This is a genomic window from Bacillota bacterium, assembly GCA_023511455.1.
Lineage (GTDB): Bacteria > Armatimonadota > HRBIN16 > HRBIN16 > HRBIN16 > HRBIN16.
This window is the reverse complement of record JAIMBJ010000006.1, coordinates 144,953-170,738: the sequence shown is the minus strand read 5'-3', so window position 1 is coordinate 170,738 and position 25,786 is coordinate 144,953. Positions and strand designations below refer to the sequence as shown.

The following is a 25,786-nucleotide window of genomic DNA, read 5'->3' as shown; positions in this document are numbered from 1 at the left end:
AAGGTATTTCCGGGGATTAAGACGATGTGACATTTCAAATTGGGAATAAAATAGGACATTTCAAATTGGAAACCACAACACTCCTTCCCACCCTTGACACTCCAGCAGCAACAGCTTTATGATATGGACACACCCATCAAGGCAGAGAGGGTTCGGTATGGCAATACAGGGTATGTGGTTGTTTCTTTTGCTGTGTTGCGTAATCGGTTACGCAGACGCGGCGGAGATGCCCGTTCTCGAACGATTGCTGAACGGCGCGAAACTGGGAGCGCATACCGCCACACGCAGCGACCAGCGATTTGCCACCGTTCAGCCCGGTCAGCCTGTCGGGCAGACCTTCGTGGTGAGCGAGCGATGCGTGGAGGTCTTTCGCATCGCGATATGGCAAGCCTTCTGGCACGAGACGTGGCAACCCGACGAAATACTGGTGATGACCCTGTGGGACAGCCCGCAGAGGCGAACCTCCTACGGCAGGTGCGCTATCCCCTACTCACGTCGCATGTGGGAAGGCGCAGTGCCGATGTTCACTCTGGAGGCGAAGGTGCAGCCGGGGCGCAGCTACTATTTCGAACTGACGGTGGAAACCGAGCCGCTGCGTCCTGCAGAGGTGCCGCGCGAGTGGACGCTGAGCGGCGAGCGACCCGGCCTCGCCGGAGGCGACAAGTTACTGGCAGGCATAGGCATCGCCTCGGATAACTACCCGAATGGTCAGGCATATGTTGGAGGCGTGCCCCAGGAATACGACCTCTGGTTTGAGATACACGAGATACACGAGATCGACCGCGATACCCTGTATCGGGAGGCGTTTCGCCCCTTCAACCTGCAATACCCGCCCCTTCAACCTGTTCGCGAAGCGGTGGAGCGTGGGGACTGGCAAGAGGCGGTGCGACAGCTGGTGGCGCACTTCGAGTCGCGCGAGGACCTCATCCCCGCGGAGATTCGCGAGCCTCGCTTCCATCCCGATTTCGACACCCGCGAGGCAGACCTCGCTGCCGAACACAAAGTGCTTCTCCCCGACGGTACAACGGTGGACCTGGGTCCCCACTGGAGCCACTACACCCTCTGGCCCGAGCGCGGTGGTGTCGGACTGACCCGTGCGGGCTTGCGCCGCGCGCTGGCAGCAGGATACGCTAACACCGGCAACGAGAAGTACGCCCGTGCCTTCAGCGATATGCTGTATCACCTCTTCCAGCAGTGTCCCTCCCCGCTCAAGGCAGGCGTGTGGAAACCCGACCAGAAGATACCCGGTGCGCTGCCGCCCGGACTAGCGGGGGGATCGATGTGGTCTGCCCTCTCCATTGGCGCGCGGCTGGGACACGCCCTCACCTACTACGGCAGGTTCGTGCGCTCCCCGAACTTTCCCCTCGAAATCCGCGCGGCTTTCATCTTCAACCTCGCGGAGATGGCGGAAGTTCTGGAACGGATGGAGGCGGGAGGCAACTGGGAAACGCAGATGGCAGATACTCTCGTGGAGCTGGGAATGGTCTATCCGGAGTTCGAAGGCGCGAAGAGATGGCTTCAGCAAGGCGTGCAACGGCTCATCGAGAACGCACTCTCCACCGTGCGCCCCGACGGGGTGCTACAAGAACCCACTACGGGCTACCATCTGCTGGTGATGGGCAGGTATCGCAACCTGATCGCGCAATCGCGCCAGCTGAACGTGCAAATCCCGTCAGAGATGGTTTCACTGACCGAAAAGATGCACGAATACGTGATGTACTCCACCCTGCCCGACGGGACGTTGCCAATCTGGGGCGACGGGAATCCGACCATGCGACCGGACATGCTCCCGCAGGCGGCAGACCTGTTCGCACGGGAGGATTTCCGTTACGTGGGCACAGGGGGCAAGCAGGGCAAACCGCCCGCCAAAACATCAATGGGCTTCCCGCATGGCGGCTTCTTCTACATGCGCAACTCCTGGCAGCCCGACTCGCACTACATGGGCATTCGCTGCGGACCGCACGGCAGTCACGGACACTGGGATCAGTTAAGCGTCATCGTCGCCGCGTACGGCAATCTATTGCTGATAGACCCCGGCATCCACATCTACGGCACGCCTGAAGCAGAGGAACTGATGCACACCCGCTCGCATAACACCGTGACGGTGGACGGACGTCGCACGGCTGCGGGGGGAATCCTCGACCGCTGGACGACTGGCTCTCGGTTCGACTTCTTCGCAGGGCATACCGAAGGCTATCAGGGTCTGACCGATGTGCGCCACCATCGGCGCATCTGGTTCCTGAAGCCTCATAGCGACTTCGGCGGCTTGTGGGTCATCCGCGACGACGTTACGGGAACAGGCGAACACGAAGCGCAGTTATGGTTCCGCTTCGACAAAATCGAGGTCAAGACAGACGAATCCCGCAAAGCAGTACGAACCGTCACCGACGGCGGCAACCTGCTCATTCAACCTATCGTTTACGACGACCTGCGGCTAAGCCTCTCGCAGGGCATCGCGGTTCCCCCGAGGGTGAACAAACTGACCGAAGTGCCTGTTGCTTGCTTCACCCGCAAGGGCACTCTGCCCCTCGCCTTTACGACTCTGCTCTTGCCCTACCGTGGCGAGGTACCCCCCGCCGTGAAAACCATGTCGCTTTCGGTAACTCCGGGCGGAACTGGCGTGTATGCTGTCTGGGTGGAGGACGGCACACGTGCCTACCTCCTCTACAGCAACCAGTTAAACGCAGCGCAATCTCTTGATTCCCGTGAGGTAGTCCTGCCCGACCGCACCCGCCTGCAGATACGCGCGGAGAACGCTGTCGTCGAACTGCGTCGGCAGGGCGGCAGGTGGAACCCTGTTGCCCTCATGGGCACGCAAGTGCAGGAACTGCGCCACCAAATGCGAATCTTATGGCGGTCGCAAACCCCTCTGGAGACGATGGAGGTCAACCTCAAATAGAGTATGACGGAAGGTTCACAGGAGGGTAAAGGGTTCCACAGGCGCACACTGCTGTTAGGGGCTGTGCTGTCTGCGGCGGTTGCCTATGTCACCACCTACTCCGACATGGTCGTGAAGGGAATGCAGCTGGGCGTGCTGCAGTTTGCCCCGGGCGCGGTCGGCTCGTTCCTGCTGGTTTACGGTGTGGTCAAGGTGTTGCGGGCGTTTGGCAGACTGCGCTGGATGACCCCTGCCGACCTGCTGGTTATCTACTTGATGCTGTTCGCGGCGGTTTTTGTGAGCACGCGCGGCTTTACCGAGAAGCTGATGCCCGCCCCTGTCTACCTGAACTACTATGCCGACCCCATCAACCAGTTTGCGCAACGCTTCATCCCGTATGTCAACCCTGCGCTGGTGGCGTTTGACCCCAAAGGCGAGCTCAAGCAGCCGGTGGCGGTGGAGTTCTACGAGAGCCTGCGCTCGGGTAGCATCCCGTGGGGAAAGTGGATACGCCCGCTGGCGATGTGGTTCCTGCTCTATCTTCTGCTGGCGTGGAGCCTGTTTTGCATCGGCGTGATTCTGCGCCGCCAGTGGGCAGACCACGAGCGTCTCACCTTCCCCCACACCGTCCTGCCTACCCGCTTGCTGGACGAAAGCCTTGCCAGACAGTTCCTTCGCTCGCCGTTGACCTGGATGGGCTTTGCGCTGGCGTTTTTGCCCTTCCTCATCAACGGCATTCACCTCGCAGTGCCGACCTTCCCGCAGATTCCGCTCCTCTTCTGGAACGTGCAGAACCTCTTCACCTCGCCGCCATGGAACCAGATGTTCGGCACGAGCATCTTTGTGTCGTTCGCCGCGATGGGCTTTGCTTACTTCCTGCCCAACGACCTGCTGTTCAGTTTGTGGTTTTTCTTCGCGCTGATACGGCTGGCGGATGTGGGCGCGGCGGCATACGGGATCGAACTGCAAAACATGCCCTCCTACCCCACGCGTCATTACATCGGCTACCAGGTGGCAGGGGCATACGTGGTCATTGCCTTCGTGTTTGTGCGCAGCGGCTGGGGATACTACAAACGCCTTGTGCAAAGCGCGTTTGGAAAAGAGCAGTTGCCACTCGCCGGGGAGGTTTTCAGCGCACGTCTAGCGGTATGGGGACTACTGGCAGGGTTCGTGGGCATCCTCGCATGGTGCGTCTGGGCGGGGGTGAGTATCTGGCTGGCAATCGCGCTGTGGGCAATCTTCCTGTTCGTGACCTGCACGGTGATGGCGCGCAGTGTGGCGGAAGCAGGCTTCCTGATGACTGAAACCTCGTTTAAACCCAGCGACATCGTGGGCATCTTCAGCGCGAAATCGCTGTGGGGGAATACCAGCTGGACGCACATCGCCTTTCTGGATGCCATCTTTTTCCGCGACCTGCGCGGCATGTTGCTCTCGTTGTTTTTGGACAGTCAGCAGCTGGCTCCGCGGCACGGGCTGCGACGGGCTGCGCTGCCCATCCTGTTCGCGGTGGCGATTGTGGTCGCCTTCATCTCCGCCGCTGCCAGCGAGCTGTGGCTGCACTACACGCGCGGCGGCGTCAATCTTTACGGCTATCCAAACGCCAATGTCTCATGGGCGTTCACGGACGCCACCAACGCACTCACGGGCGCGGACAAGCTCACGCCTCCCTCCCCACTCTGGTTCAGCGTGGGCATCGCCGTCACAGGACTGCTCTACTATTTGCGCAACACCTTCATGGGCTTTCCTCTCCACCCGTTGGGCTACGCGCTGTGTCCCTCGTGGACGATGTATGTCATCTGGTTTCCCGTGCTGGTCACGTGGGTGGTGAAGTCGCTGATCCAGCGGTATGGGGGGTACAACCTTTATCTTCGTGCGTTACCCTTTTTCCTGGGGATGATACTGGGCGAGTTCAGTTGCGCCGCGTTATGGGCATTGCTTGCCAGCACGACGGGTCTGCTCGCGCCGGAGTTTCCATGGCCCTGATACGGGCGGTTAAGTCACCACATTCTGCGGATTGCCCTGCAGGAAGGCAGACAGGTTTTGCAGAGTGGTGTCCAGAATACGCTCCACCGCCTCCTGACTGTTGAAGGCGATGTGTGGCGTAAACACTACATTTTCGCGCCGCAGCAACACCTGCGCCTGCACCAGCTGCTTCAGTGTCTGTTCCGCCATGGGCATCTTCAGCAGCGCGCTCTCCTCGGTGATGTACTCCTCGCCTTCGATGACATCCAGCCCCGCGCCCGCCAGTATCCCCTCCTCCAGCGCCCACAATAGCGCCTCGGTATCCACCACCGAACCGCGCGCCGTGTTGATGAGCAGCGCACCCCGCTTCATCTTGCTCAGCGTCTCGCGGTTCATCAGGTGGTACGTGGCAGGGGTGGCAGGCACATGCAGGGTGACGATATCGGACTCTTTCAACAGGGTGTCCAAATCGGTGTAGGTGAACCCCAACACCTCCGCGAGCAACCGCTGGGGGCGCGCATCATACGCCAGCACCCTCATGCCGAAGCCGCGCGCAATGCGGATGACGTGCAAGCCGATGCTGCCAGCACCCACCACACCCAGTGTCTTTCCATACAGGTCAAATCCGCGCAGAGCGCGTACCTGATACTCTCCCCGCAGGCTCTGGAAATAGGCAGCGTGCAGCTTGCGTGACAGCGACAGGATAAGCGCAAAGGTATGCTCCGCCACCGTGTTCTCGCCGTAGTGTGGCACGTTACACACCACCACCCCGCGCTCGCGACACGCGTCGATATCGATGTGGTCGTAGCCAGTGGACATCGTAAGCACTAATCGCAGGCGGGGCAGAGCCTCCAGCGTCGTGCGGCTCACCTTCGTGCCAATGAAAACGGCAATGGCGTCATATTGGGCACATGCCTCACACCCATCCGGGGTCAGGGGATGGGGCAAGAAGTCCACCTGCACCCTGTCGGCGACACCGAGGCGGCGTATGCCTTCTATCAGATGTTGCGCCTGCCCGTCGTCTACTTCAAAAAAGCCAGCGCGTATCGTGTCCATACTGCTCATATTATACCACCTTGAGCGACCTGCTTTTGCAGTATCGCACGCTCTGGCATCGCCAGGCAGGAACGCAGTATGCCACCAACGAATTAGAAGTTGGAGGGAATTATGAATAGGTTCAGCGTTACCATTGTGGCAGTATGCGCGTGTATTATGGCGTGTCCACCCTTGGTGGGAGACACGTTGCGCGTGTATCACATTGGCAACAGTGTCACTGATACCATCCGCTACCCTGCGTTTCAGAAAGCCGCTCAGTCCGCAGGGCATACCTACATCTTTGGCAGACACATGATTCCCGGCGCACCGCTGTCATGGATTTGGGACCACCCGGACAGCGGCTTCATGGAACAGCCGTTCGGCTACTATCCGACGGCGTTGTCAGGCTACGAATGGGATGTGCTCACTCTGCAGCCTTTCGACAGGTTATTGGAAGGGAGCGAAGATAGTGACCTGCACACGGCAAAGCGATTCATTGACCTTGCGCTGACCAAAAGTCCGCGGGTGACCGTGTACATTTACTCCAGATGGCCTCGCAAAAACGAGGACGGCAGTGTGGACTATGAGGCAAAATGGCTAAGGAAATATACTGGTGGCTGGGACAACTCGTATGAGACCAGAGACTACTTCGAAAAGTTGCTGCAACGTCTCCGACAGATGTATCCCGCCATGCGGAGCAGATTATTTCTGGTTCCCGTTGGCGATGTCATGCTGGAGCTGCATCGCAAAATGAAACGCGGTGAGGTACCGGGCTACACCGACATTGCACAGGTCTACGCGGACGAAATCCACCTGAACGACGTTGGTTCCTACATCGTGGGGTGCACCTTTTTCGCCACGCTGTATCGGCAGCCGCCGACGCGGTTCTCGGCGCAGCCATACGGCGTCCAAGATGCCGCGTTGGTGAAAAAGATACAGGACACGGTGTGGCAAGTGGTACGCGTCCACCCACTGGCAGGTGTTACTCGTACAAAGGGGGCAAAAGATGGCAGGTAATACGGTTCGTCTGGGCATTGTGGGTGCAGGAGGGCGCGGAGCCAGCTTTAAGTCCGCCTGCGATGCGATACCTGGCGTGAAGATGGAGGCAGTCTGTGATGTGGACGAAGCGCGTGCGCGACGCGTCGCCGAGATAACAGGAGCACAGCAAACCTTCACCGACTATGAGCAGATGCTGGAGAAGGCGGACATCGACGCGGTGATTGTCGCGACCCCGATGCCCCTGCACGCCCCGCAGTCCATCGCCGCGCTCCGACACGATATCCATGTACTCAGTGAAGTGCCCGCTGCGGTCTCATTGGAGGAATGTAAACAGCTGGTGCAGGCGGTACGAGAGAGCAATGCCGTGTACATGATGGCGGAGAACTACATCTACGCCAAGCCCATTGTGCTGGTGAAAGAGCTGGTGCGACGCGGACTCTTCGGTACCACCTACTATGCCGAAGGTGAATACATCCATGAACTCAAAGAGCTGAACGAACTCACCCCATGGCGACGCAGGTGGCAGACGGGCATCAACGGCAATACCTACCCGACACACAGCATCGGTCCCATTCTGGAGTGGATGCCGGGCGACCGGGTGGTTTCGGTGTGCTGCGCGGGCAGCGGACACCACTACCGCGACCGCCGCGGTGAACTATACGAGAACGAGGACACCACCATTACCCTGTGCAAGATGCGTTCCGGCGGGCTGGTGAAGCTGCGTCTGGATATGCTGTCCGACCGTCCGCACGCGATGAACGTGTATCAACTGCAAGGCACCGACGGCTGTTACGAATCGGCGCGGGCGCCTGGCGAGCAAGACCGCGTGTGGCTGCGTAGCCTCTGCCCGGATATGAACACATGGCTGCCCTTGCATGAACTGGAAGACCAGTTCCTGCCGGAAGACTGGAGGCGTCAGGAGGAGCTGGCGCGACGCACCGGGCACGGTGGAGGCGACTATTTCGTGCTGGCGGATTTCATCGCCGCGATACGGGGCGAGCGACCGCCCGCTGTGGACGTGCACTACGCGCTGGATATGACCCTGCCCGGCTTGATGAGCCAGATTTCCATCGCGCAAGGCGGAGGATGGGTGGAGGTACCCGATTCGCGGGTGTGGGGCACAGACGCTGAACCCAAACCGCAGTTGCAGATGGTCTATCCCCCGCACCGCTTCGCGTCCCTGCCGGAACCGCCGATACCGGATGGCTATCGCCTGCGCAACATCCGTGCGGGCGAAGAAGAGAAATACCTTGCCCTGATGCGCAGGGTGGGCTTTGCGGAACACTGGACGGTCGCTGACGTGCAGCGCTTCATGCGCAACGTACTGCCCGGCGGCTTCTTTGTGGTGGAGCATATTGCCACAGGCGACCTGGTCGCAACGGCAATGGCGAACCACTCCCCGAATGAACAGCATCCCAACGGGGGCGTGCTGGACTGGGTGGCTGCCGACCCCGCCCATAAGGGCAAGGGGCTGGGCAAGGTGGTTACCGCTGCGGTGGTGCGCCTGTTGATACAGCGAGGCTATCAACAGATATACCTGCTGACGGACGACTGGCGTTTGCCCGCGATTGCGACCTACCTGTCACTGGGCTGGGAGCCGTACGTCTACAATGAGGAGATGCGGGAGCGCTGGGACAGAGTGCTTCAGCAGATACGCCGGTGAAAGGAACGAGCATGTACGGACCGTTATTGGAGCTGGGAGTTACGCAGTTGCGACGAGCACGGAGCCAAACATGCTTTCTTAGAGACAATTTCCTGTCATGCTGAGCGTAAGCGAAGCATCTCACGTCTTGTCACCCTGAGCTTCAGCGAAGGGTTTATGAGATTCTTCACTTCGTTCAGAATGACAATACTTCGCTCAGGATGGCAGATGATGTCGCTTTACATGATAAGCTCTATAAGAGTCTTGCAACAGGGTAATTCCGACGGAGCATAAATTGCCTTTCTGTGCTTTTGATGACAAAAATCGCATTCTAAAGAGGAGGTTTCTATGAGAGAAGAGTCCTTCGAGTTTCTCAAGCAGATAGTCAACACGCCAAGCCCTTCGGGTTACGAGCAGAAGGCACAGGCGGTGTTCCGTGAATACGCCGGGCGTTTCGCGGATGAAGTGCATACCGACGTACTGGGCAACAGCTACGCGGTGATTAATCCAGAGGGTTATCCGCGCGTGATGCTCTCCGGGCATGTGGATGAGATTGGCTTTGTTGTCCACTACATCAGCGATGAGGGCTTCATCTATTTCTCACCGGTTGGAGGGCACGATTCCATTGTGCCGGTGGGACACCGGGTACATATCCATACGAAGCAAGGTCCGGTCCTGGGCATCATCGGGCGCAAAGCGGTGCACCTGCTCAGCGAAGAGGAACGGCGCAAGAAGCCCGAGCTCAGCGACCTGTGGATAGACATCGGTGCAACCAGCAAAAAAGAGGCGGAGGAGCGCGTACGCCTGGGAGACCCCATCACGTACGTATACGACCTTCAGCCCCTGCTGGGAGATTTTGTCACCGCGCGCGGCTTCGACAACAAGATGGGTTGCTTCGTGGTGGCAGAGGCGTTGCGCCTGCTGAGCGAAAAACGCTCCGAGATCAAAGCAGCTGTGTATGCGGTCTCGACGGTGCAGGAGGAAGTGGGGCTACGCGGGGCGCGTACCATCGCCTACGAGATAGACCCGCAGGTGGCAGTGACGGTGGACGTGGGTCACAGCATCGACTACCCGGGCGTGGACAAGAAGAAACATGGTGACCAGGCTATCTCTAAAGGTCCCGTCATCTGCCGCGGCTCACATATCAACCCGCTGGTCTTCGAGATGCTGGTGGACACGGCAATCGAAAAAGAGATACCTTATCAGATAGAGGTTGCAGGCGGGCGCACCGGCACCGATAACGATGCCATCCAGCTATCGCGCTCGGGCGTGGCAACCGGACTGGTGTCGGTGCCGATACGCTACATGCACACACCGTGTGAGCTGCTGCATCTGGGAGACCTGGAGAACACGGTGCGCCTGTTGGCGGAGTTCACGCTCAAGCTCCATGCAGACATTAACTGGACTCCAATGGGATGAGCGAGGGATGCGCGCATGATACCGCCAGAAATACCCACCCGCCGGGGCATGAGCTGCTGGACAGTAGGCTTACTGTCGTGTCTGGGGGCAATCGCCCTGGTGATAGTCGGGATGGTTGTACTGCTTGTCGTTGTTTCACGCCGTCCCGAGTTCAAACAGGCAATGTCCACTGGCGTGCAAATCGCCCAGTGCCAGCAGAACTTGCAGGAGATTTACGCCGCGATAGGTCGCTACCGCCAGCGCAACAATGGAAAGTATCCAAAGAACCTGAACGAGCTGGTACCTCGCTACCTGGCGGAGGCGGGTAAACTGAAGTGCCCTGCGGATACCTCCGGTAAGCCGGTGAGTTACCAGTACTTTCAGCCCCAGCCGAACAGCCCGGAAACCGCACCGTTGCTGCAATGTAACCACCATACGGTGATGAACCAGAAGATACCGGTAATCATGCTGAAAAACGGACAGGTTCTGAGCACCTCGCAGTGGAGAGGACGCGATGGTTCGAATGCCCCTGCGCAGGTGCCATCCGAACAAAGGTAGTGGACTTAATGAGTGATTACGGACGCAGGAGGTTTTATTTGCCGTCAATTATGCGCATAAACAGGCTGTTACTCGCCATCAACATAGGTATCGCGATACTCGTCTTACCGGCGTGCCAGAGAAGGCAGCAGGAAGCGGGCGTCGTTCACTTGCGGGCGTGGACCATGTGGGGTGGCGACGAGGCGGAGGCGTTTCAGGTGGTGGTGGACGAGTTCAACCGCAGGCACCCGCACATTCAGGTGCATAATCTCGCAGCGGTGGAGGATACCAAGATTATCCGCGCCATCGTCGCCAACGACCCGCCTGAAATATTCACCTTGCGCGACCCTGGCTATCTGGGCTCGCTGGCGGGAAACGGTGCGCTGCTCTGCCTGGACGAATTCTTCAAGCAGTCCGGGCTGAAGGAGTCGGACTACGCGCCCGGCTCGCTTTCGCAGTGCCGCTATAACGGCAAGCTCTATGCGATGATTTACCTGATGGACTGCTTCGCCCTTCTGTGGAACAAGGATGCTTTTCGGGAGGCGGGACTGGACCCCGAGCGTCCCCCCAAAACGTTGAGCGAGCTGTTGGAATACGCTCGAAAACTCACCAGGCGCGACGCGAACGGGCGCATTGTGCGCATCGGCATGATGCCGCCCGACCCGCTCATCATTATCTCCGCGTTTGGGGGGCAGTTTATCGACCCGAAGACCGGAATGCCCACCGCCGACCACCCGCGTAACGTTGAGGCGTTAGAGTGGTACAGGAAGCTGATCGAGGTACAGGGCGGCGCAGAAGAGGTCAATGCGTTTCAGGCAGGTTTCGGGCAAGAGATGGGCATCAACAATCCTTTCCTGGTGGGCAAGGTGGCGATGATGATTAACGGGCAATGGAACCCCTACTGGTTCCAGCGCTACGGTCCAAAGGTGCGCTACGGCGCAGCTCCGATCCCCTATCCCGACCAGTATCCCGAGCAGAAAAACCCCACATGGCTCGGCGGCAACATCTTCTGCATCCCGGTGAACTGCAAGCACCCCAAAGAGGCGTGGGAGTTTCTGCGCTGGACGCAAACCGTGGAGGCACAGGTGCTTTTCGCCAGCACTATGCATGGCGTGCCGAATATTCTGGAAGCGCGAAAAGAGCGTAGCCTGCGCGAGGGCGAGCCATGGAAACGCGCCTTCGCCGTGTTCATGGACGTGGCTAACAGCCCGAATGCACGCCATTTTCCCCCCACCCCGATCACCGGGCTGTACCAGTACGAGATTTACAGTGCAGCGGATTTCGTGCGATACGGAACCAAAACACCCGCCCAGGCGCTGCGCGATGTGCAAAAGCGGGTGTACCGTGAGATGCTGTTCTGGCGGAGGTGATGCACATGGTCAAACGTCAGCATAATCTGCAAGGCTGGCTCTTTGTCTCACCGTGGCTGGCAGGGTTCTTCGTGTTCACCCTGTACCCGATACTGGCGTCGCTGTACTACAGCTTCTGCGACTACCGTGTGCTCACCCCGCCAAAGTGGGTGGGACTGGCGAATTACGCCGCACTGCTGACCGACCGCGACTATTTCCTACCCTCACTCTGGAACACGCTGTTCATGTTGATAGAGCTGCCGCTTGCGCTCATCATCGGGCTAACGATGGCGCTCCTGCTCAATCACAAGATACCCGGTATCGGCGTTTTCCGTACCATTTACTACCTGCCATCCATTATGCCGGTGGTGGCGGTGGCGGTACTGTGGCTGTGGGTATTGAACCCGCAGTATGGGCTGTTGAACGCGGTGTTAACGTCGCTACTCGCCCCGTTTGGGTTGCAGCCTCCCGGCTGGCTCGCCGACCCCAAATGGGCTAAGCCCGCCTTTATCATGATGGATTTGTGGGCGGTAGGCGGCAGCGTGGTTATTTATTTAGCCAGCTTGCAAAACGTACCGGCGCACCTTTACGAAGCGGCGGAGATTGACGGCGCGGGATCGTGGCACAAGACTATCCACGTGACCCTGCCGATGATTTCGCCCGTTATTTTTTATAACCTCATTATGGGCGTTATCTGGACGTTCCAGTACTTCACACAGACATTCATTATGACGCAGGGCGGACCGCAGAACTCCACGCTGTTCTACGCGCTGTACCTCTTCTACAACGCCTTCCGCGATTTTCGCATGGGATACGCGTGCGCGATGGCATGGATCTTGTTCATCCTGACGCTCATTGCCACGCTGATTGTGTTCCGAACATCCGCACGATGGGTCTACTACGAGGGGGAGAGAAACTGATGGCAACGAAGACGATGACGACAAAAAGGCAGATGGCACCCTGGAGGCATTCCAGAGTATGGCGCAGGCGGATTGCTGTCACGGCGGTCTACTTGATACTGATTGCGCTCAGTCTCGCCTTCCTGGCGCCTTTTGCGATGATGGTTTCCACTTCGCTGAAAACCGAAGACCGCATCTTCACCGAGACCATCGAATGGATACCCAACCCCGTTCGGTGGCAGAACTATGCGGACGCGCTGCAGTCTTTTCCCTTCCTGCTCTACCTGCGCAATACGTTGTTCGTGTGTGCACTGGTGGTAGTGGGCACGGTGATATCTTCTGCCCTGCCGGCGTACGGCTTCGCCCGACTACGCTGGAAAGGGCGCGACACACTCTTTCTGATTATGCTGGCAACCATCATGCTCCCCGCGCAGGTCACCATGCTGCCCGTGTTTGTCATGTTCCGCACCATCGGCTGGACGGGAACATACCTGCCTCTGGTGGTACCTCCCTTCTTCGGCAGTGCGTTCGCCATCTTCCTGTTGCGCCAGTTCTTCCTCACCATCCCGCGGGAGCTGTCCGATGCGGCGCGCATCGACGGCTGTTCCGAGTGGCGAATCTTCTGGCAGATTATCGTACCGCTCTCGGTGCCTGCATTGGCGACGGTGGCTTTGTTTGCCTTCATCGGCGCGTGGACGGACTTCATCAACCCGCTGGTGTATCTGACCGACGAGAGCACCTACACGCTGGCGGTAGGGCTACAGACCTTCGTCGGACGACACAGCTCCGAGTGGAACCTGCTCATGGCTGCGGCGACAGTGGTCACTCTGCCGCTGATGGTGGTGTTCTTCTTCACCCAGCGGCTGTTTATCGAAGGCATCACGCTGACAGGAATCAAGGGATAGGAGGCACGTGAATGGCAGCCCCGTTGTTCCATCAGACCGACCTCTTCCGCCCGCATAACGACCCGGACGACCATTTTGACCTGGCGGTCATTTACGCACTGGCTCTACAGGGTAAGATCGACCTGCGTGGCATCGTTATCGATCGCCCGCCGCCGAAGTTCGACGGCGACCCGGACGTAGCGGCTATTGCCCAGCTGAATCACATCACCGGACTGACAGTGCCCGCTGTCGTCGGCTCCGCACAACCGATGAAATCGCCGCACGACACCCAGCCGTCCGCCTTCGGTGTGCAACACTCAGCGCGCCTTCGCAACGACGGGGGCGGGAGGGTACAATCTCTCTGGTGAGCAAACACATGTCGGTCTTGCACGTTCGCTGGCTGGGTAGCATAGACTACGCCGCGGCATGGGAACTGCAACGTGAACTCGTCCGGCAACGGCGGGAGGGAGCCATCCCCGACACCCTGTTGCTTCTGGAACACCGCCCGCCGGTTATTACGCTGGGGCGCGCTTCCCACGCCGAACATCTGCTCGTACCACCAGAGAAACTGCTCCACATGGGCATTCAGGTAGTGGAAACGGATAGAGGCGGAGATGTTACCTACCACGGCCCCGGTCAGCTGGTGGGTTATCCCATTATGGACTTACGTGAGCACGGCAGGGATGTCCACCTCTATCTGCGCAGGCTGGAAGAGGCGATTATCGTTGCCCTGCGCCACTTTGGGATTGAAGCACACCGCAAGCCAGGGTTCACAGGCGTGTGGGTTGGCGATGAGAAAATAGCAGCGATGGGCATCAAGGTAAGTCACTGGGTGACCATGCATGGTTTCGCCCTGAACGTGCACCCGAACCTGAGCCACTTCGGACTGATTGTGCCGTGCGGTATTCACGATAAAGGGGTTACCTCCATCCAGTCCCTTCTGGAACAAGGCGTAACCCTTGAAGCGGTAATGCCACCCGTGATACATGCGTTCGCGCAGGTCTTTAACCTGCAACCTGTTGCAGCACTCGCTCCAGCTTCGCCCGCACCTCTTTAGCCACCGCCTCCAGCTCGGGATGCGAAACCATCTGCATGGCGGAAGTGGGGTCCATCGCCGAAACCACGCAGCCGCCTTCTGCTTCGTACACTACGACATTGCATGGTAACAGCAACCCCACCTCTGGTGTTGTACTGAGGGCGCGGTGCGCCAGCGGTGGGTTACACGCACCCAGAATAATATAGGGACGGTACTCCTCCCCCAGTTTCTCTCGCATCGTCTGCTTGACGTCGATGGTGGTCAACACACCAAACCCCTCTGTCTTGAGAGCGGCAACGGTCTTCTCTACTGCATCTGAGTAGGGCAGGGATACCGTTATCCGCAACCCGACTGAAGTCTGCTCGATAGCCATGCTTACTCTTCCTCCTCGATAATCCGGTAGCTGCTGCGAACCTGCGCAAAGGCTGCCAGGTGAGCTTGAACGCTGCAGTATTTGTCTTCCGACAGCTTAATGGCTTGCTCTAACGCAGTGGGATCGAGACCTTTGCCCCTGAAGACGTACTCTATCTCAATCTGAGAGTAGACCCGTGGATACTCCTGTCGTCTCTCGCCTCGCACTTTTATCTCAAGCCCTTTCAGTGGTTGCCTCTTCTTTTGCAGGATGCTGACCACGTCTACTCCAGTGCAACCCGCCAGTGCGTGCAATAACAGCTCCATAGGGCCGATGCCCTCGCCTCGCCCACCGCCATCGGGCGAAACGTCCATCACCAGCGGGTGTCCCCCTGATGAGATACTCAGAAACTGCAAGCCATCTATCCAGCGTGTCTTGATCTCGGTCATACCGTCTCCTCCTCGTGTGTTTCACCATGTTAGATACGTCAGATAGTGAGGCAGATTCGCTGTTCACAGCAGCTTCGCAATCAGGTCTAGCGTCTCCCGTACAGAGCGGGCTGTCCTGTCTGGCGCATCATGGCGCTGAGCATCCCACTGCAGGTAGTGCAAAGCCGCTTGCTCAAGAGCCGACTTCACTGCCGCCATCTGATAGATAACCTCTGCAGGCGCGCGCCCTTCCCTCACCATGCGCTGCAAGCCGCGCACCTGTCCTTCGATGCGCTTCAGACGGTCAATCACTTGCGACGGCAACGGCTCGTTCCGTGAATCCATCGCTGGTATATACCTCCTACCGGTATATGGTATCCTTTACTTTCTCCATACAGAGCCGATATCCTCCGGGATTTGCAGCAAGTTTAGCCAGCGACGATACTGATCGAGCGGTAACGGACGATTGCCAGCAAGGTAGTGATTGAGGAAAGCCCCGCCTCCCGAGATACTCCAGCGGATGAGCCACAGCGCCGGTTGACGCACCTGTGGGATACTACCTGTTACCGATTTACCGTTCGGCTCCACAGTGAACGCAACGCGCAGCAGCTGATTTCCGCTATCCGCGTCGGTCACTTCTACCTCTCCGTCTACGGGATTCAGGGTATCATTGACCACAATCAGCGTGTGAACCCCATTCTCAGGCTCACTGAGCATGGCGCACACGTCTGTCTGCACCCGCTGGATATACACATAGGCGAGCTTCTTTCGGTAGTAGTAATCCACGATGGCATCCGAGATAATGGGCCAACCGTCCCGCAGATTCCACCACAGGATACCCGTCGTGCGCCATTTGCGTTGCCGCCAGCGTTCGATAAAAAACTTGAGCGCCTCAGCCTGACTGATCTGCGACGCGAGGATAAAGTCGTCCAGATTATCAGGCACATTGTCAAAAAGCACCGCAATCTGTTTTGCCATCAGCGGGATGCGGTAGTTGTAATCAGTCATTTGAGGCAGCGGGCGAACAGCATGGGTTAGCCACTGGTCGTTGTCCTGCCAGGGCCACAGGTGTTCAGGCTCCATCATCTGCTCCAGACTGCGCCTGTCCGGACATCCATGATAGCCGATTTCACTGACGAAATGCGCCAGCGAGCGGGTGTAGTTAGGTCCCTTAAAATCGTCACGTGGTCCCCACAGGTGTTGCTCCGGGGTGAGATTGGCATCTCCACCGCGACGCATCGCTTCGGGACTGACATAGGGAGAACTGGGGAGATACGAACGGAACGGGTCCAGCCGCCGAACGACCTCGGCATGCACCTGACGGCTGATTTTGTCCGTATTGGGGTCGATGCCCATACCTGTCCAGAAGTAGGTATGGTCGATCTCATTGTTGCCGCACCAGAGAACCAGACTGGGATGGTTGCGCAAACGGTGGACTACCTCTTCCGCCTCCTGCCGTGCAGCGGGGATAATCTCGTCGGGATAGATGGCGCAGGCAAAGGCGAAATCCTGCCAGACCATGACCCCATGCTCGTCGCACAGGTCGAAGAAGGCGTCGGGCTCGTAAACGTTACCGCCCCAGCAGCGCACCATATTGCAGTTCAGGTCGACCAGCATATCGAAGGTGGGCTTCAGGTGTTGCACGTCGCGGCTGTGGAAGGCGTCCAGCGGAACCCAGTTTGTTCCCTTCGCGAACACCTTCACGCCGTTGACCACGAACACGAACTCTCCGGGATTCTCGGGAGTGGTAACCTCTGTGTATTCCAGCTTCGCCGTGCGCAGACCGATCCGACAGCGATGCGTGTCCAGCACATTGCCCCGTGCATCCAGCAGGTCTGCAGCCGCATCGTATAGCACCGGTTCTCCATAGCCTCTTGGCCACCACAGGTGTACACTCTGAAGGTGTAACCACGCCCGCCCGTGTGTGTGGAATACGGGATGAAGGCTCTCATGCACCGTCTCTCCATCGCGGGACAGGCGCAGACGCACCTGCCAGTCGTCGATGCAATGCTCATCGGTGATAAAGTCCCAGTCCACAAAGACCACTGCCGAACCGCGTTGCGCATCCACGGCGGTTGTGGCCCAGTAGACTGAACGCCAGCGAGTCGGTGGCAGAAATCGTACATACACGTCTCGCCAGATGCCTGCCGTCACCACGCGCGGCATGATGTCCCAGCCGTACATGTGAGGGGCTTTGCGAACAGCCAGCGACTCGAAACCACAGGGCGATGCGCTCTCGAAAGGCGCAGGTATACGCTCTCGCCCCTCCAGCACCGCTGAACGTATCCTGACCACAATCTCGTTTTCACCAGACTTCAATGCGCTGGTCACCTCAAAGCGGTGCGGGATCAACATGTTCGACGCCTCACCCACGAACGTGCCGTTTAACCACACTTCGGCAAGGCAATCGAGCCCATCGAAGACCAGCTCGGCAGTATGACCGTCAGGAATACCAGGGGCATCGAAACGCCTGCGATACCACCACTCGCAGGTCTCATACTCTCTCAGGCGGTAGATGTTGTTCCCCACAGACAGCTCAGGCAACATGCCAGCCCGTATCAAATCCAGCTCCACGTTGCCGGGCACGCATGCGGGCACAACAGGCATTTTGCTAAAGTCTACGGCGTGAAGACTGATGTGTCTCTGTAGCTGAGGACGGTAACTCAAGTGCCACTCGCCGTTCAGGTCTATTCGCTGCATGTTTTCCCTCCTCTGGTTGTTAATCCCATACGTCGGTCAGCTTGTAGTAAACCACACCCGTAACCTGATTCCAGTGTGTACGCATCTTTTCCGTTACCACGAGCAAGCCTGTTAGCATCGATGTTTTGCCATGTGAGCAGGAACTCCTGCCACATCAGGATAGCCCCCCGTGGCAGAGGTCAGGAAAGGTCGCGTTGCGACTAGCCCTCCCCCCGTGAGGGCAATATGTGGATGCGTGCGCGGTGTACCAGCGTCAGGAGAAGGCGATAGCGATGCGCACTCAGCCGCGAGAAGGCGTCTACCGCTGCCCAGTTAGTGCCGTTAACGCATACAGGACGCCTATTGATGACAAACATACTGTTACGATAAATAGGTACGGCAAAAGAATGCATCCCGATGCTGCATAACCAAAAGCGCATCTGTCAGGGTGTCTCCGCAGAGATGGCATCCTCCCACCCCTTGCCCTGCAACAGCATCCGTTCATCGCCCCTGCCCTTCGGCAATCCCAGCATCTGACACGCGCCGTCCAGAGACAGAACCTTGCGAGAGGACTGTGTGGAACGTTCTGCGTCCGGTGACAACCGCACCGTGACTGCCGGCGTCCCTGACAGAGGCGATGGTGCTGGTGCAAACAGTTCGCGGTCCAGGTCGTCCAGTGACTTGCCTTCCAGCCCCTCCTCACGCATGAGTTCTGCAGGAGGTACCGCTCTCAATCGTCCCGCTTTTGCCGCGCGGATGGTCTTGCCTGCAGCGCGAATCCAGTAATCGCGGACGGAGGCATCCATCTTTTCTCCTGCGCCCCAGTGGATCAACCAGCCGCTTCCAAAAGGCACCGCGACCAGACACGGGACATAATTACTACTCCATACCAGCACTGCGCTCCGCTCGGGCAGAATCTGGCGAATAGGCGGAACGTTCAAATGCTGAGGGTCGGGTAGGTCAATGGCTCTTCCTTGTTTTGTCAATCGAAGCGGAAGCACGCCTTGCGCGGTGGACGCACGTAAGTCAAAGAAATCCGCCCAATGGTCGGAATCCAACCGACCAGTCTGGATGTCTTTGGCAATGAAGTGCGGGACGCCAATCGGCATCACGTAGATCCCGCCGCTCCTCACATATTCTACCAGAGCCTGAGCCACCGGGCCACCCCACGCGCCAATCTCAGGGTAAGTGTGGTCGGTGGCAATCAGAACGGCACCAAACTGCTGCAGACCGGCGAGATTGAGCTGCTCTCGGGTGAGCAGGTGAACTTCGAACCCTTCCTCCCGAAGGAGGCTGGCAATCTTCTCCCCCGTCCATTCGGAAGCATACGGCTTTGCCCACGTGGAGTAGTCTACCAAATCATCGGCGATGACACCGACTTTCAGCGCAGGCTGAACCAGCGCGACAGCAACCAGAAGCAGCAGCACACGTTTCCCTCCCCTCGTTCCGTTCGTTGCTTGGGGATTCGTCTCCGCGGAATGTTTTCCTGCGCTGTCCGGCAGTAGGTAGCCTCTGTGCTACTGGGGATTCAACCAAGAGGCTCATCTTCCAAAGGGCATTCGGCGGGCGTATCGAGCACCCCTGGTAGATTGACATCCGCTCGCGCCCTTTGATATACTGCTTAGGGACTTCAAGCAAGACAGGAGGTTTGTTTTCTTGATAGACACCAGCGACTTCCGCAACGGTCTACATATCATCGTAGATGGCGACATCTACACCATCATCGAGTTCATGCATGTCAAACCCGGCAAAGGCGGAGCATTTGTGCGCACCAAGCTGAAGAATGTGCGTACCGGCGCTGTGCTGGATAAGACCTTCCGTGCCGGTGAACGCATGGAGCAGGCGTTCCTCGAGCGCAAGCCCATGCAGTTCCTCTATAACCAGGACGATGAGTACTACCTGATGGACATGGACACGTACGACCAGATTATGGTGCGCCGTGAGCAGTTCGGTGAAGGCATCAAGTACCTCAAAGAGAATATGGAGGTAACAGTACTGATGCACGAGGGGCGCGTGGTCGGCGTGGAGATGCCCTGGTTTGTAGAACTGCAGGTGGTAGAAACGGACCCCGGCGTACGAGGTGATACCGCCTCTGGAGGCTCCAAGCCCGCTACACTAGAGACTGGTGCGGTGGTGCGCGTGCCGTTCCATATCAATGTGGGCGACATAATCAAAGTGGATACACGCACCGACCAGTATCTTGAGCGCGTGAAAACGCAGTAGACCCGGACGAAAGGGGGCGAGCTTATGGGACGCCCGGGGCGTTCCTTTCATGCCCGTAAAGGAGCCGAGCTGATGGAAGACCTGCTGCAGCTGGCAGGTATTGTTGCGACGGCGGGCGCTGTGCTAGCAGCTGCCTACCTGCTCTGGGGCGTCTTCTCAGGCATGGCAACGTCGTGGGCAACCCTGCCTGCCGCAGAGCGTCTGCGCGTGGAGCAGAACATACACCTTGCCGGTCGGGCACTGCTTACAGCCACAGCCGTCGCTGCAGCCAGCTTTACCCTACTCTATCTCCGCGAAACGACCATTGGATACCTCTTTCTCTTGCTCGCTGCTTTGCTGGCTTTAGGCGTCCCTCTGGGCATCATTCATCTCGCCCCTCAGACCGGACGAGAACCCACCCTTTTACCTGTGATTGTGACATCCTTCCAGCAGGCAGGCATATTGTGTCTGGTGCCCGGCATTATCTTCGCTGTGCTGGATGTTTGGGTGCGGGTAACATCCGGGTACTTCCGTGAGATGTTCAACCGCGCGAATCTGCAGTATGGCGCGAACGTCGCCAGAGAGAGCCAGCCGACCAACCGGTTTCTCGGATACTGCTGGCAGCTGCCCTTCTGTCGCCCAAGCATCCGCAAAAACTGTCCTATTTATCACGCGCGACGTGCCTGCTGGCGTGAAGGCGTCGGCTGTATGTGCGAGGAGCGCGTCATCCTTCAGGCTTTAGAGGGTAAGGGCGCGCCCAGTCCCGACCCCCGCCAAAACGTGCGCTTCATTCCGTACAACCGGCATCTCTCCAAGGAAGAGAAACAGGAGCGTTGCCGCAACTGTATCATCTACAACTACCGGCAACAGCAGAAGTATCAGGTTATCGCCCCCATCGTAATCGTGGCTGCGGTTGCCATCGTGGTTCATTACGCACAACAGGCTCAGCAGATTCTCTTCCAGGTGTTGCGCACGGTAGATAACTTCGTCGCGCGGTTCGCTTTTTTGCCCTCTTCTGGCGAGGTGCAATATATGAAGATTGAATCTCTGGCGCGCTCTTCCGAGTTCGTAACGTGGATGATGATAGGCATCATCGCGGTCATCTTCGTGAGCTACGTACTGCGCGTCGTAGAGTACTTCATCTTCCAGCTGAAGGTGTAACCGATGGTACAAACCGAGTTAGAACGGATTGAAAGATTACTGGAACTGCTCCATCAGAGCGATGCCAGCGAACTGGAGGTGGAGACGAACGGCTGGAGGCTGCGCGCGAGGCGGCAGGTGGCTGTGGCTGTTCCAACCAGCCCTGAACCAGAAGCAGAGCAAGTTCAACTGCCTGCTGAACCTCCGTCTGTGTGGGTACGCTCCCCGCTGGTCGGTTTCTTCCAGCCCCGTCCCAAACCGCTACAGGTGGGCGATAAGGTGAAGAAGAATGAGGTCGTATGCATGATTAAAGCCATGGGGTTGATGAACGAAGTGCGAAGCCCCGCAGACGGTCGTGTGGTGGAAGTGTGTGTGGAAGGGGGAGTAGCCGTCGAGTACGGGCAGCCCCTGTACCGCATCGTGGAGGAGAGCGACGATGAAACGAGCGCGTGAAGCATGGAGCCTGATAGAGATACTGATAGTGCTCGCGCTGCTGCTCATACTCGCCATCTGGTTGTTGCCAAAGTATACGGGCAGGGGCATGGAACCGTCGGGGCAACCACGTAAAACCCCCGAGAACGCCGCGCTCGCGGTTCAATGCCGGAACAATCTACAGCAGATTCGCCTTTCCATCCGCATGTCCCGTCCCACGGGGGAAGAACCCCTTCCGGCTTCATTGCAGGAGCTGCGACTACCTGCAGAGATGCTTGACTGCCCGGTGAGCAAACAACCTTACTGGTACGATCCCCAAACCGGGCGCGTGCAGTGCCTGACTCCGTCGCATGAGGGATTTTGAGCATGTTCCAGAAGATACTGATAGCCAATAGAGGCGAGATTGCGTTGCGCATTATTCGCGCGTGTAAGGAACTCGGCATAGCTACCGTAGCTGTGTATTCCGAAGCGGACGCGGATAGCCTGCACGTGCAGGCGGCTGATGAGGCTGTGTGTATCGGTCCCGGGCCGGGTAAAGACAGCTACCTGAACATCCCCAACGTGATTATGGCAGCCATCATCACCGGCGCAGAAGCCATCCATCCGGGCTATGGCTACCTCTCGGAACGCGCCAGCTTCGCTGAGGCGTGTGAAGCGAGCGGACTGGTGTTCATCGGTCCGCCACCATCTGCTATCGAGAAAATGGGGGATAAAGCAGTCGCACGTGAAATCGTGCGCCACGCCAAGGTACCTGTCGTGCCCGGCACACACGGCGCGGTGCGCAGCGAACAGGAAGCGCTCAAGCAGGCACAGCGTATTGGCTATCCCGTACTGGTGAAAGCTGTAGCTGGCGGCGGAGGCAAAGGCATCCGTCTGGCCGAGAACGCCGAAGAGCTATCTCGCGTCCTGCAGCTGGCACAGAGTGAGGCTCTGGCGGCATTTGGTTCGCCAGAGGTATACGTGGAAAAGTTCATCCCTGACCCGCGCCACGTAGAGGTGCAGGTGCTTGCCGATTCCTATGGCAACGTCATCCATCTGGGTGAGCGCGAATGTTCTATTCAAACCGCGCGACGTCAAAAAATGGTAGAAGAAGCTCCGGCTTCTGTGGTGGCTCCCGCCCTTCGCCAGAAGATGGGTGAAGCGGCGGTACGCGCGGCGAAGGCGGTTGGTTACGTCAACGCAGGTACGGTAGAATTTCTTCTGGACAGCAAAGGCAACTTCTACTTTATCGAAATGAACACGCGCATTCAGGTGGAACATCCCGTTACCGAGCAAATCACCGGGGTGGACATCGTGCGCGAGCAGATACGTATCGCCGCAAAAGAACGGTTGCATCTGTCTCAACGTGACGTGCAGTGGCGTGGACACTCCATAGAGTGTCGCCTCACCGCTGAGGACCCTGACAACGATTTTGCCCCCTGCGTGGGCAAGATCACGCATCTGGTACTGCCGGGGGGACCGGGCGTGCGCGTGGACACCCACCTGTACCCGGGCTATGTCATACCCCCCTACTACGACTCCCTGCTCGCCAAGATTATCGTGTGGGCTGAAGATAGACCGTCCGCGATAGCACGTATGAAGCGAGCACTGGAAGAGACACGGGTGGAGGGTGTCAAAACCAATCTGCCTTTCCTGAAGCGCATCATCGACCACCCGGAGTATCAAAAGGGGAACGTGTCTACTCAGTTCCTGCGCCGATACCTGCGAAACGGTACGGAGTGAGGGAGAGCGAACATGAGCAGTTCTACATTGCGAAAACATACTGCCGGTACCCGTCGCATGGCAAGGGAACTGGCTTTGCGCCTGCTGTATCAGGTGGATATTGCACAGATGCCGCTGGACGAATGCTTTGCCTTTGCGATAGAGCATATGCCCATCGACGAAGAGGGACAGCGGTTTGCCTACGAACTGGCTTCTGGCACTCTGCAGAACCTGCAAAGGATCGACTCCATCATCGCCCGGTTCGCTATTGGCTGGCCACCCGAACGTCAGCCTGCTCCCGACCGCAACGTGCTTCGTCTGGCGATATACGAGCTGCTGCATCATCCCGAAACGCCACCCGGTGTGGTCATCAGTGAGGCGGTAGAACTGGCGAAGAAGTATAACTCGGACGAGTCCGGCAAATTCGTCAACGGTGTTTTGGCGAGCGTATTGAAACATCTGGAGGAGTACCGGTGAGCGCAACCCTTTTAGATGGTGCAGCCACCGCTGCACAGATTCGAGAGGAACTCAAGCCGCGCGTGCAGAAGCTGCGCGAGGCAGGTATCGTGCCGAAGCTGAGCGTTGTTCTCATCGGCGATGACCCGGCATCTCACACTTACGTACGCATGAAAGCGAAAGCGTGCCGAAGCATCGGCGTCGAGTCCGAAACCTTTGCCCTGCCTGCCGCCACAACACAGCAAGAGGCGGAGGACCTCATCGCTCGGCTGAACGACGACCATCACGTGCATGGCATTCTCGTGCAGCATCCTGTGCCGAAGCACCTGGACGAGATACGCCTGCTTAGCCGCCTGTCTCCGGACAAGGATGTGGATGGCATCTCGCCGGCTTCGCTGGGCGCACTGGTAGCGGGCGTGGCGAAGTTCATCTCGTGTACACCGCTGGGCATCGTGGAGCTGCTGGACCGGTATCATCTCCCCATCGAAGGGCAGCGGGCAGTGGTTGTGGGACGAAGCATCATTCTGGGCAAGCCGCTTGCCCTGCTGCTGCTGCTGCGCAACGCGACCGTCACCGTATGCCATACCCGCACGCGAGATTTACCCTCCCTTACCCGCGAGGCAGATATTCTGGTTGCGGCGTGCGGCAGAGCGGAACTGATTACAGGCGACATGATACGCCCGGGCGCGGTGGTCGTGGATGCCGGGTACAACCGCGTAGAGGGTCGCAGTGGCGATGTGGGCGATGTGCACTTCGAATCGGCGTCACAGGTGGCGTCATATATCACCCCTGTGCCGGGTGGTGTCGGACCTATGACCATCGCCATGTTGCTTTCCAACACCGTCCGCGCGGCAGAAATGAGACTGGAGGCAGGATAAAGATGCCGTTTGACCTCCAGCAGTACCTTCAGCAACGAGTTCGCCTAGTAGATAGCGCGCTGCACCGCTATCTGCCGGACGAGGATACGCGTCCTCAGGTGTTGCATCGCGCCATGCGTTACAGCACCATGTCCGGCGGAAAGCGGTTGCGTCCGGTGCTGGTCATCGCCGGTGCAGAGGCTGTCGGGGGGACGGCGGACGTGGTGTTACCCACCGCTTGCGCGATAGAGCTCATCCATACCTTCTCGCTGATACATGACGACCTGCCCGCCATTGACAACGACACCCTTCGCCGCGGGCGACCAACCTGTCACGTGCAATTTGGCGAAGCGGTGGCGATTCTTGCCGGGGACGCGCTGTTTGCTACCGCCTTTGAACTGGTGGCGCGAAACGTGGAGACTGCCCCCGCGGAGCGCGTCGTGCGCGCGCTGCAGGTGATTGCCGAAGCCTCAGGCACGCGCGGCATGGTCGGCGGGCAGATGGTTGATATCGAATCGGAGAGAAAGCCGGTAGATGCCGAAACTCTGGAGTATATCCACCGCCACAAAACGGCTGCTCTCATTCGCGCTTCAGTGGTGTCTGGAGCGATTCTCGCCGGGGCTGAACAGGGGCAGATAGACGCCCTGAGCTGTTACGGGGAACTCGCAGGGCTGGCATTTCAAATCGCTGACGACCTGCTGAACGTGACCGGCGACCCGGGCAAGACCGGCAAAGCGGTGGGAACCGATGCCGAGCGAGGCAAAGCCACATACCCGGCGCTTTATGGTGTGGAAGCCTCGCGCCAGCGGGCACATCAACTGGTGAAAGAAGCTGTGGAAGCGCTGAGACCCCTTGGCGAAAAGGCAGAGCCGTTGCGGGCCATTGCCCACCTCATGGTAGAACGGGAGGGATAGCAAAGT

25 protein-coding genes are annotated in these 25,786 nt (G+C 58.4%); 19 read left to right on the top strand and 6 right to left on the bottom strand.

Going from position 1 to position 25,786, the window contains the following annotated elements:
- The first annotated feature begins 157 nt into the window (after positions 1-157).
- Complete coding sequence (locus tag K6U75_06185) at positions 158-2,899, top strand: heparinase II/III family protein (GenBank protein ID MCL6474625.1); 2,742 nt, start codon at positions 158-160, stop codon at positions 2,897-2,899.
- Between the two features lie 3 nt (positions 2,900-2,902).
- On the top strand, positions 2,903-4,861 hold the full coding sequence (locus tag K6U75_06180; GenBank protein ID MCL6474624.1) for a hypothetical protein: 1,959 nt from the start codon (positions 2,903-2,905) through the stop codon (positions 4,859-4,861).
- 9 nt (positions 4,862-4,870) lie between these two features.
- Here K6U75_06180 and K6U75_06175 read toward each other — a convergent pair whose 3' ends face one another.
- Complete coding sequence (locus K6U75_06175) at positions 4,871-5,896, bottom strand: hydroxyacid dehydrogenase (GenBank protein ID MCL6474623.1); 1,026 nt, start codon at positions 5,894-5,896, stop codon at positions 4,871-4,873.
- 111 nt (positions 5,897-6,007) lie between these two features.
- Between K6U75_06175 and K6U75_06170 the strand changes: the two genes are divergently transcribed.
- From K6U75_06170 to lipB, 9 genes are all read left to right on the top strand, one after another.
- The gene (locus tag K6U75_06170) at positions 6,008-6,892 is read left to right on the top strand and encodes a hypothetical protein (GenBank protein ID MCL6474622.1); all 885 of its coding nucleotides are present in this window, start codon (positions 6,008-6,010) and stop codon (positions 6,890-6,892) included.
- A complete protein-coding gene (locus tag K6U75_06165; protein MCL6474621.1) occupies positions 6,882-8,537 on the top strand; it encodes a GNAT family N-acetyltransferase in 1,656 nt (551 codons plus the stop codon). Before K6U75_06170 ends, K6U75_06165 begins: the two co-directional genes overlap by 11 nt.
- A 327-nt stretch (positions 8,538-8,864) precedes the next feature.
- Positions 8,865-9,935 carry a M42 family metallopeptidase gene (locus K6U75_06160; protein ID MCL6474620.1) on the top strand — a complete coding sequence of 357 codons (1,071 nt, stop codon included), beginning with the start codon at positions 8,865-8,867 and terminating at the stop codon, positions 9,933-9,935.
- Between the two features lie 15 nt (positions 9,936-9,950).
- Positions 9,951-10,472: a hypothetical protein gene (locus K6U75_06155; GenBank protein ID MCL6474619.1), complete on the top strand. Its 522-nt coding sequence runs from the start codon at positions 9,951-9,953 to the stop codon at positions 10,470-10,472.
- 38 nt (positions 10,473-10,510) lie between these two features.
- Positions 10,511-11,821, top strand: coding sequence for an ABC transporter substrate-binding protein (locus K6U75_06150; protein ID MCL6474618.1), 1,311 nt, complete (start codon positions 10,511-10,513; stop codon positions 11,819-11,821).
- Positions 11,821-12,720 (top strand): sugar ABC transporter permease, encoded by a 900-nt coding sequence (locus K6U75_06145; GenBank protein ID MCL6474617.1) that lies wholly within the window; start codon positions 11,821-11,823, stop codon positions 12,718-12,720. Before K6U75_06150 ends, K6U75_06145 begins: the two co-directional genes overlap by 1 nt.
- A gap of 14 nt (positions 12,721-12,734) precedes the next feature.
- On the top strand, positions 12,735-13,604 hold the full coding sequence (locus K6U75_06140) for a carbohydrate ABC transporter permease (GenBank protein MCL6474616.1): 870 nt from the start codon (positions 12,735-12,737) through the stop codon (positions 13,602-13,604).
- A gap of 11 nt (positions 13,605-13,615) precedes the next feature.
- Positions 13,616-13,951, top strand: a complete 336-nt coding sequence (locus tag K6U75_06135; GenBank protein ID MCL6474615.1) for a hypothetical protein — start codon at positions 13,616-13,618, stop codon at positions 13,949-13,951.
- 8 nt (positions 13,952-13,959) lie between these two features.
- Positions 13,960-14,640 (top strand): lipoyl(octanoyl) transferase LipB, encoded by a 681-nt coding sequence (gene lipB, locus K6U75_06130; protein MCL6474614.1) that lies wholly within the window; start codon positions 13,960-13,962, stop codon positions 14,638-14,640.
- On the opposite strand, the gene K6U75_06125 is transcribed toward lipB, so the two are convergent.
- From K6U75_06125 to K6U75_06105, 5 genes are all read right to left on the bottom strand, one after another.
- Positions 14,588-14,992, bottom strand: a complete 405-nt coding sequence (locus K6U75_06125; protein ID MCL6474613.1) for a DUF302 domain-containing protein — start codon at positions 14,990-14,992, stop codon at positions 14,588-14,590. The genes lipB and K6U75_06125 overlap by 53 nt on opposite strands.
- A gap of 2 nt (positions 14,993-14,994) precedes the next feature.
- Positions 14,995-15,420, bottom strand: a complete 426-nt coding sequence (locus K6U75_06120; GenBank protein MCL6474612.1) for an OsmC family protein — start codon at positions 15,418-15,420, stop codon at positions 14,995-14,997.
- Between the two features lie 63 nt (positions 15,421-15,483).
- Positions 15,484-15,744: a metal-sensitive transcriptional regulator gene (locus tag K6U75_06115; GenBank protein MCL6474611.1), complete on the bottom strand. Its 261-nt coding sequence runs from the start codon at positions 15,742-15,744 to the stop codon at positions 15,484-15,486.
- A gap of 36 nt (positions 15,745-15,780) precedes the next feature.
- A complete protein-coding gene (locus tag K6U75_06110; protein ID MCL6474610.1) occupies positions 15,781-18,099 on the bottom strand; it encodes a glycoside hydrolase family 2 in 2,319 nt (772 codons plus the stop codon).
- 422 nt (positions 18,100-18,521) lie between these two features.
- Complete coding sequence (locus tag K6U75_06105; protein ID MCL6474609.1) at positions 18,522-19,505, bottom strand: exo-alpha-sialidase; 984 nt, start codon at positions 19,503-19,505, stop codon at positions 18,522-18,524.
- Between the two features lie 229 nt (positions 19,506-19,734).
- On the opposite strand from K6U75_06105, the gene efp reads away from it, so the two are divergent.
- From efp to K6U75_06065, 8 genes are all read left to right on the top strand, one after another.
- Entirely contained in the window at positions 19,735-20,301 is a 567-nt protein-coding gene (efp, locus tag K6U75_06100) for an elongation factor P (GenBank protein ID MCL6474608.1), read from the top strand.
- Between the two features lie 72 nt (positions 20,302-20,373).
- Positions 20,374-21,441 (top strand): hypothetical protein, encoded by a 1,068-nt coding sequence (locus K6U75_06095; protein ID MCL6474607.1) that lies wholly within the window; start codon positions 20,374-20,376, stop codon positions 21,439-21,441.
- A 3-nt stretch (positions 21,442-21,444) separates the two neighbouring features.
- Positions 21,445-21,873 (top strand): acetyl-CoA carboxylase, biotin carboxyl carrier protein, encoded by a 429-nt coding sequence (locus K6U75_06090; GenBank protein MCL6474606.1) that lies wholly within the window; start codon positions 21,445-21,447, stop codon positions 21,871-21,873.
- Positions 21,857-22,216 (top strand): hypothetical protein, encoded by a 360-nt coding sequence (locus tag K6U75_06085; GenBank protein MCL6474605.1) that lies wholly within the window; start codon positions 21,857-21,859, stop codon positions 22,214-22,216. Before K6U75_06090 ends, K6U75_06085 begins: the two co-directional genes overlap by 17 nt.
- A 2-nt stretch (positions 22,217-22,218) precedes the next feature.
- A complete protein-coding gene (gene accC / locus K6U75_06080) occupies positions 22,219-23,574 on the top strand; it encodes an acetyl-CoA carboxylase biotin carboxylase subunit (protein ID MCL6474604.1) in 1,356 nt (451 codons plus the stop codon).
- Between the two features lie 12 nt (positions 23,575-23,586).
- On the top strand, positions 23,587-24,030 hold the full coding sequence (gene nusB / locus K6U75_06075) for a transcription antitermination factor NusB (GenBank protein MCL6474603.1): 444 nt from the start codon (positions 23,587-23,589) through the stop codon (positions 24,028-24,030).
- A complete protein-coding gene (folD, locus tag K6U75_06070) occupies positions 24,027-24,887 on the top strand; it encodes a bifunctional methylenetetrahydrofolate dehydrogenase/methenyltetrahydrofolate cyclohydrolase FolD (protein MCL6474602.1) in 861 nt (286 codons plus the stop codon). The genes nusB and folD overlap by 4 nt, the downstream gene beginning before the upstream one ends.
- Positions 24,888-24,889: 2 nt before the next feature.
- Positions 24,890-25,780: a polyprenyl synthetase family protein gene (locus K6U75_06065; GenBank protein MCL6474601.1), complete on the top strand. Its 891-nt coding sequence runs from the start codon at positions 24,890-24,892 to the stop codon at positions 25,778-25,780.
- Positions 25,781-25,786: the final 6 nt, after the last annotated feature.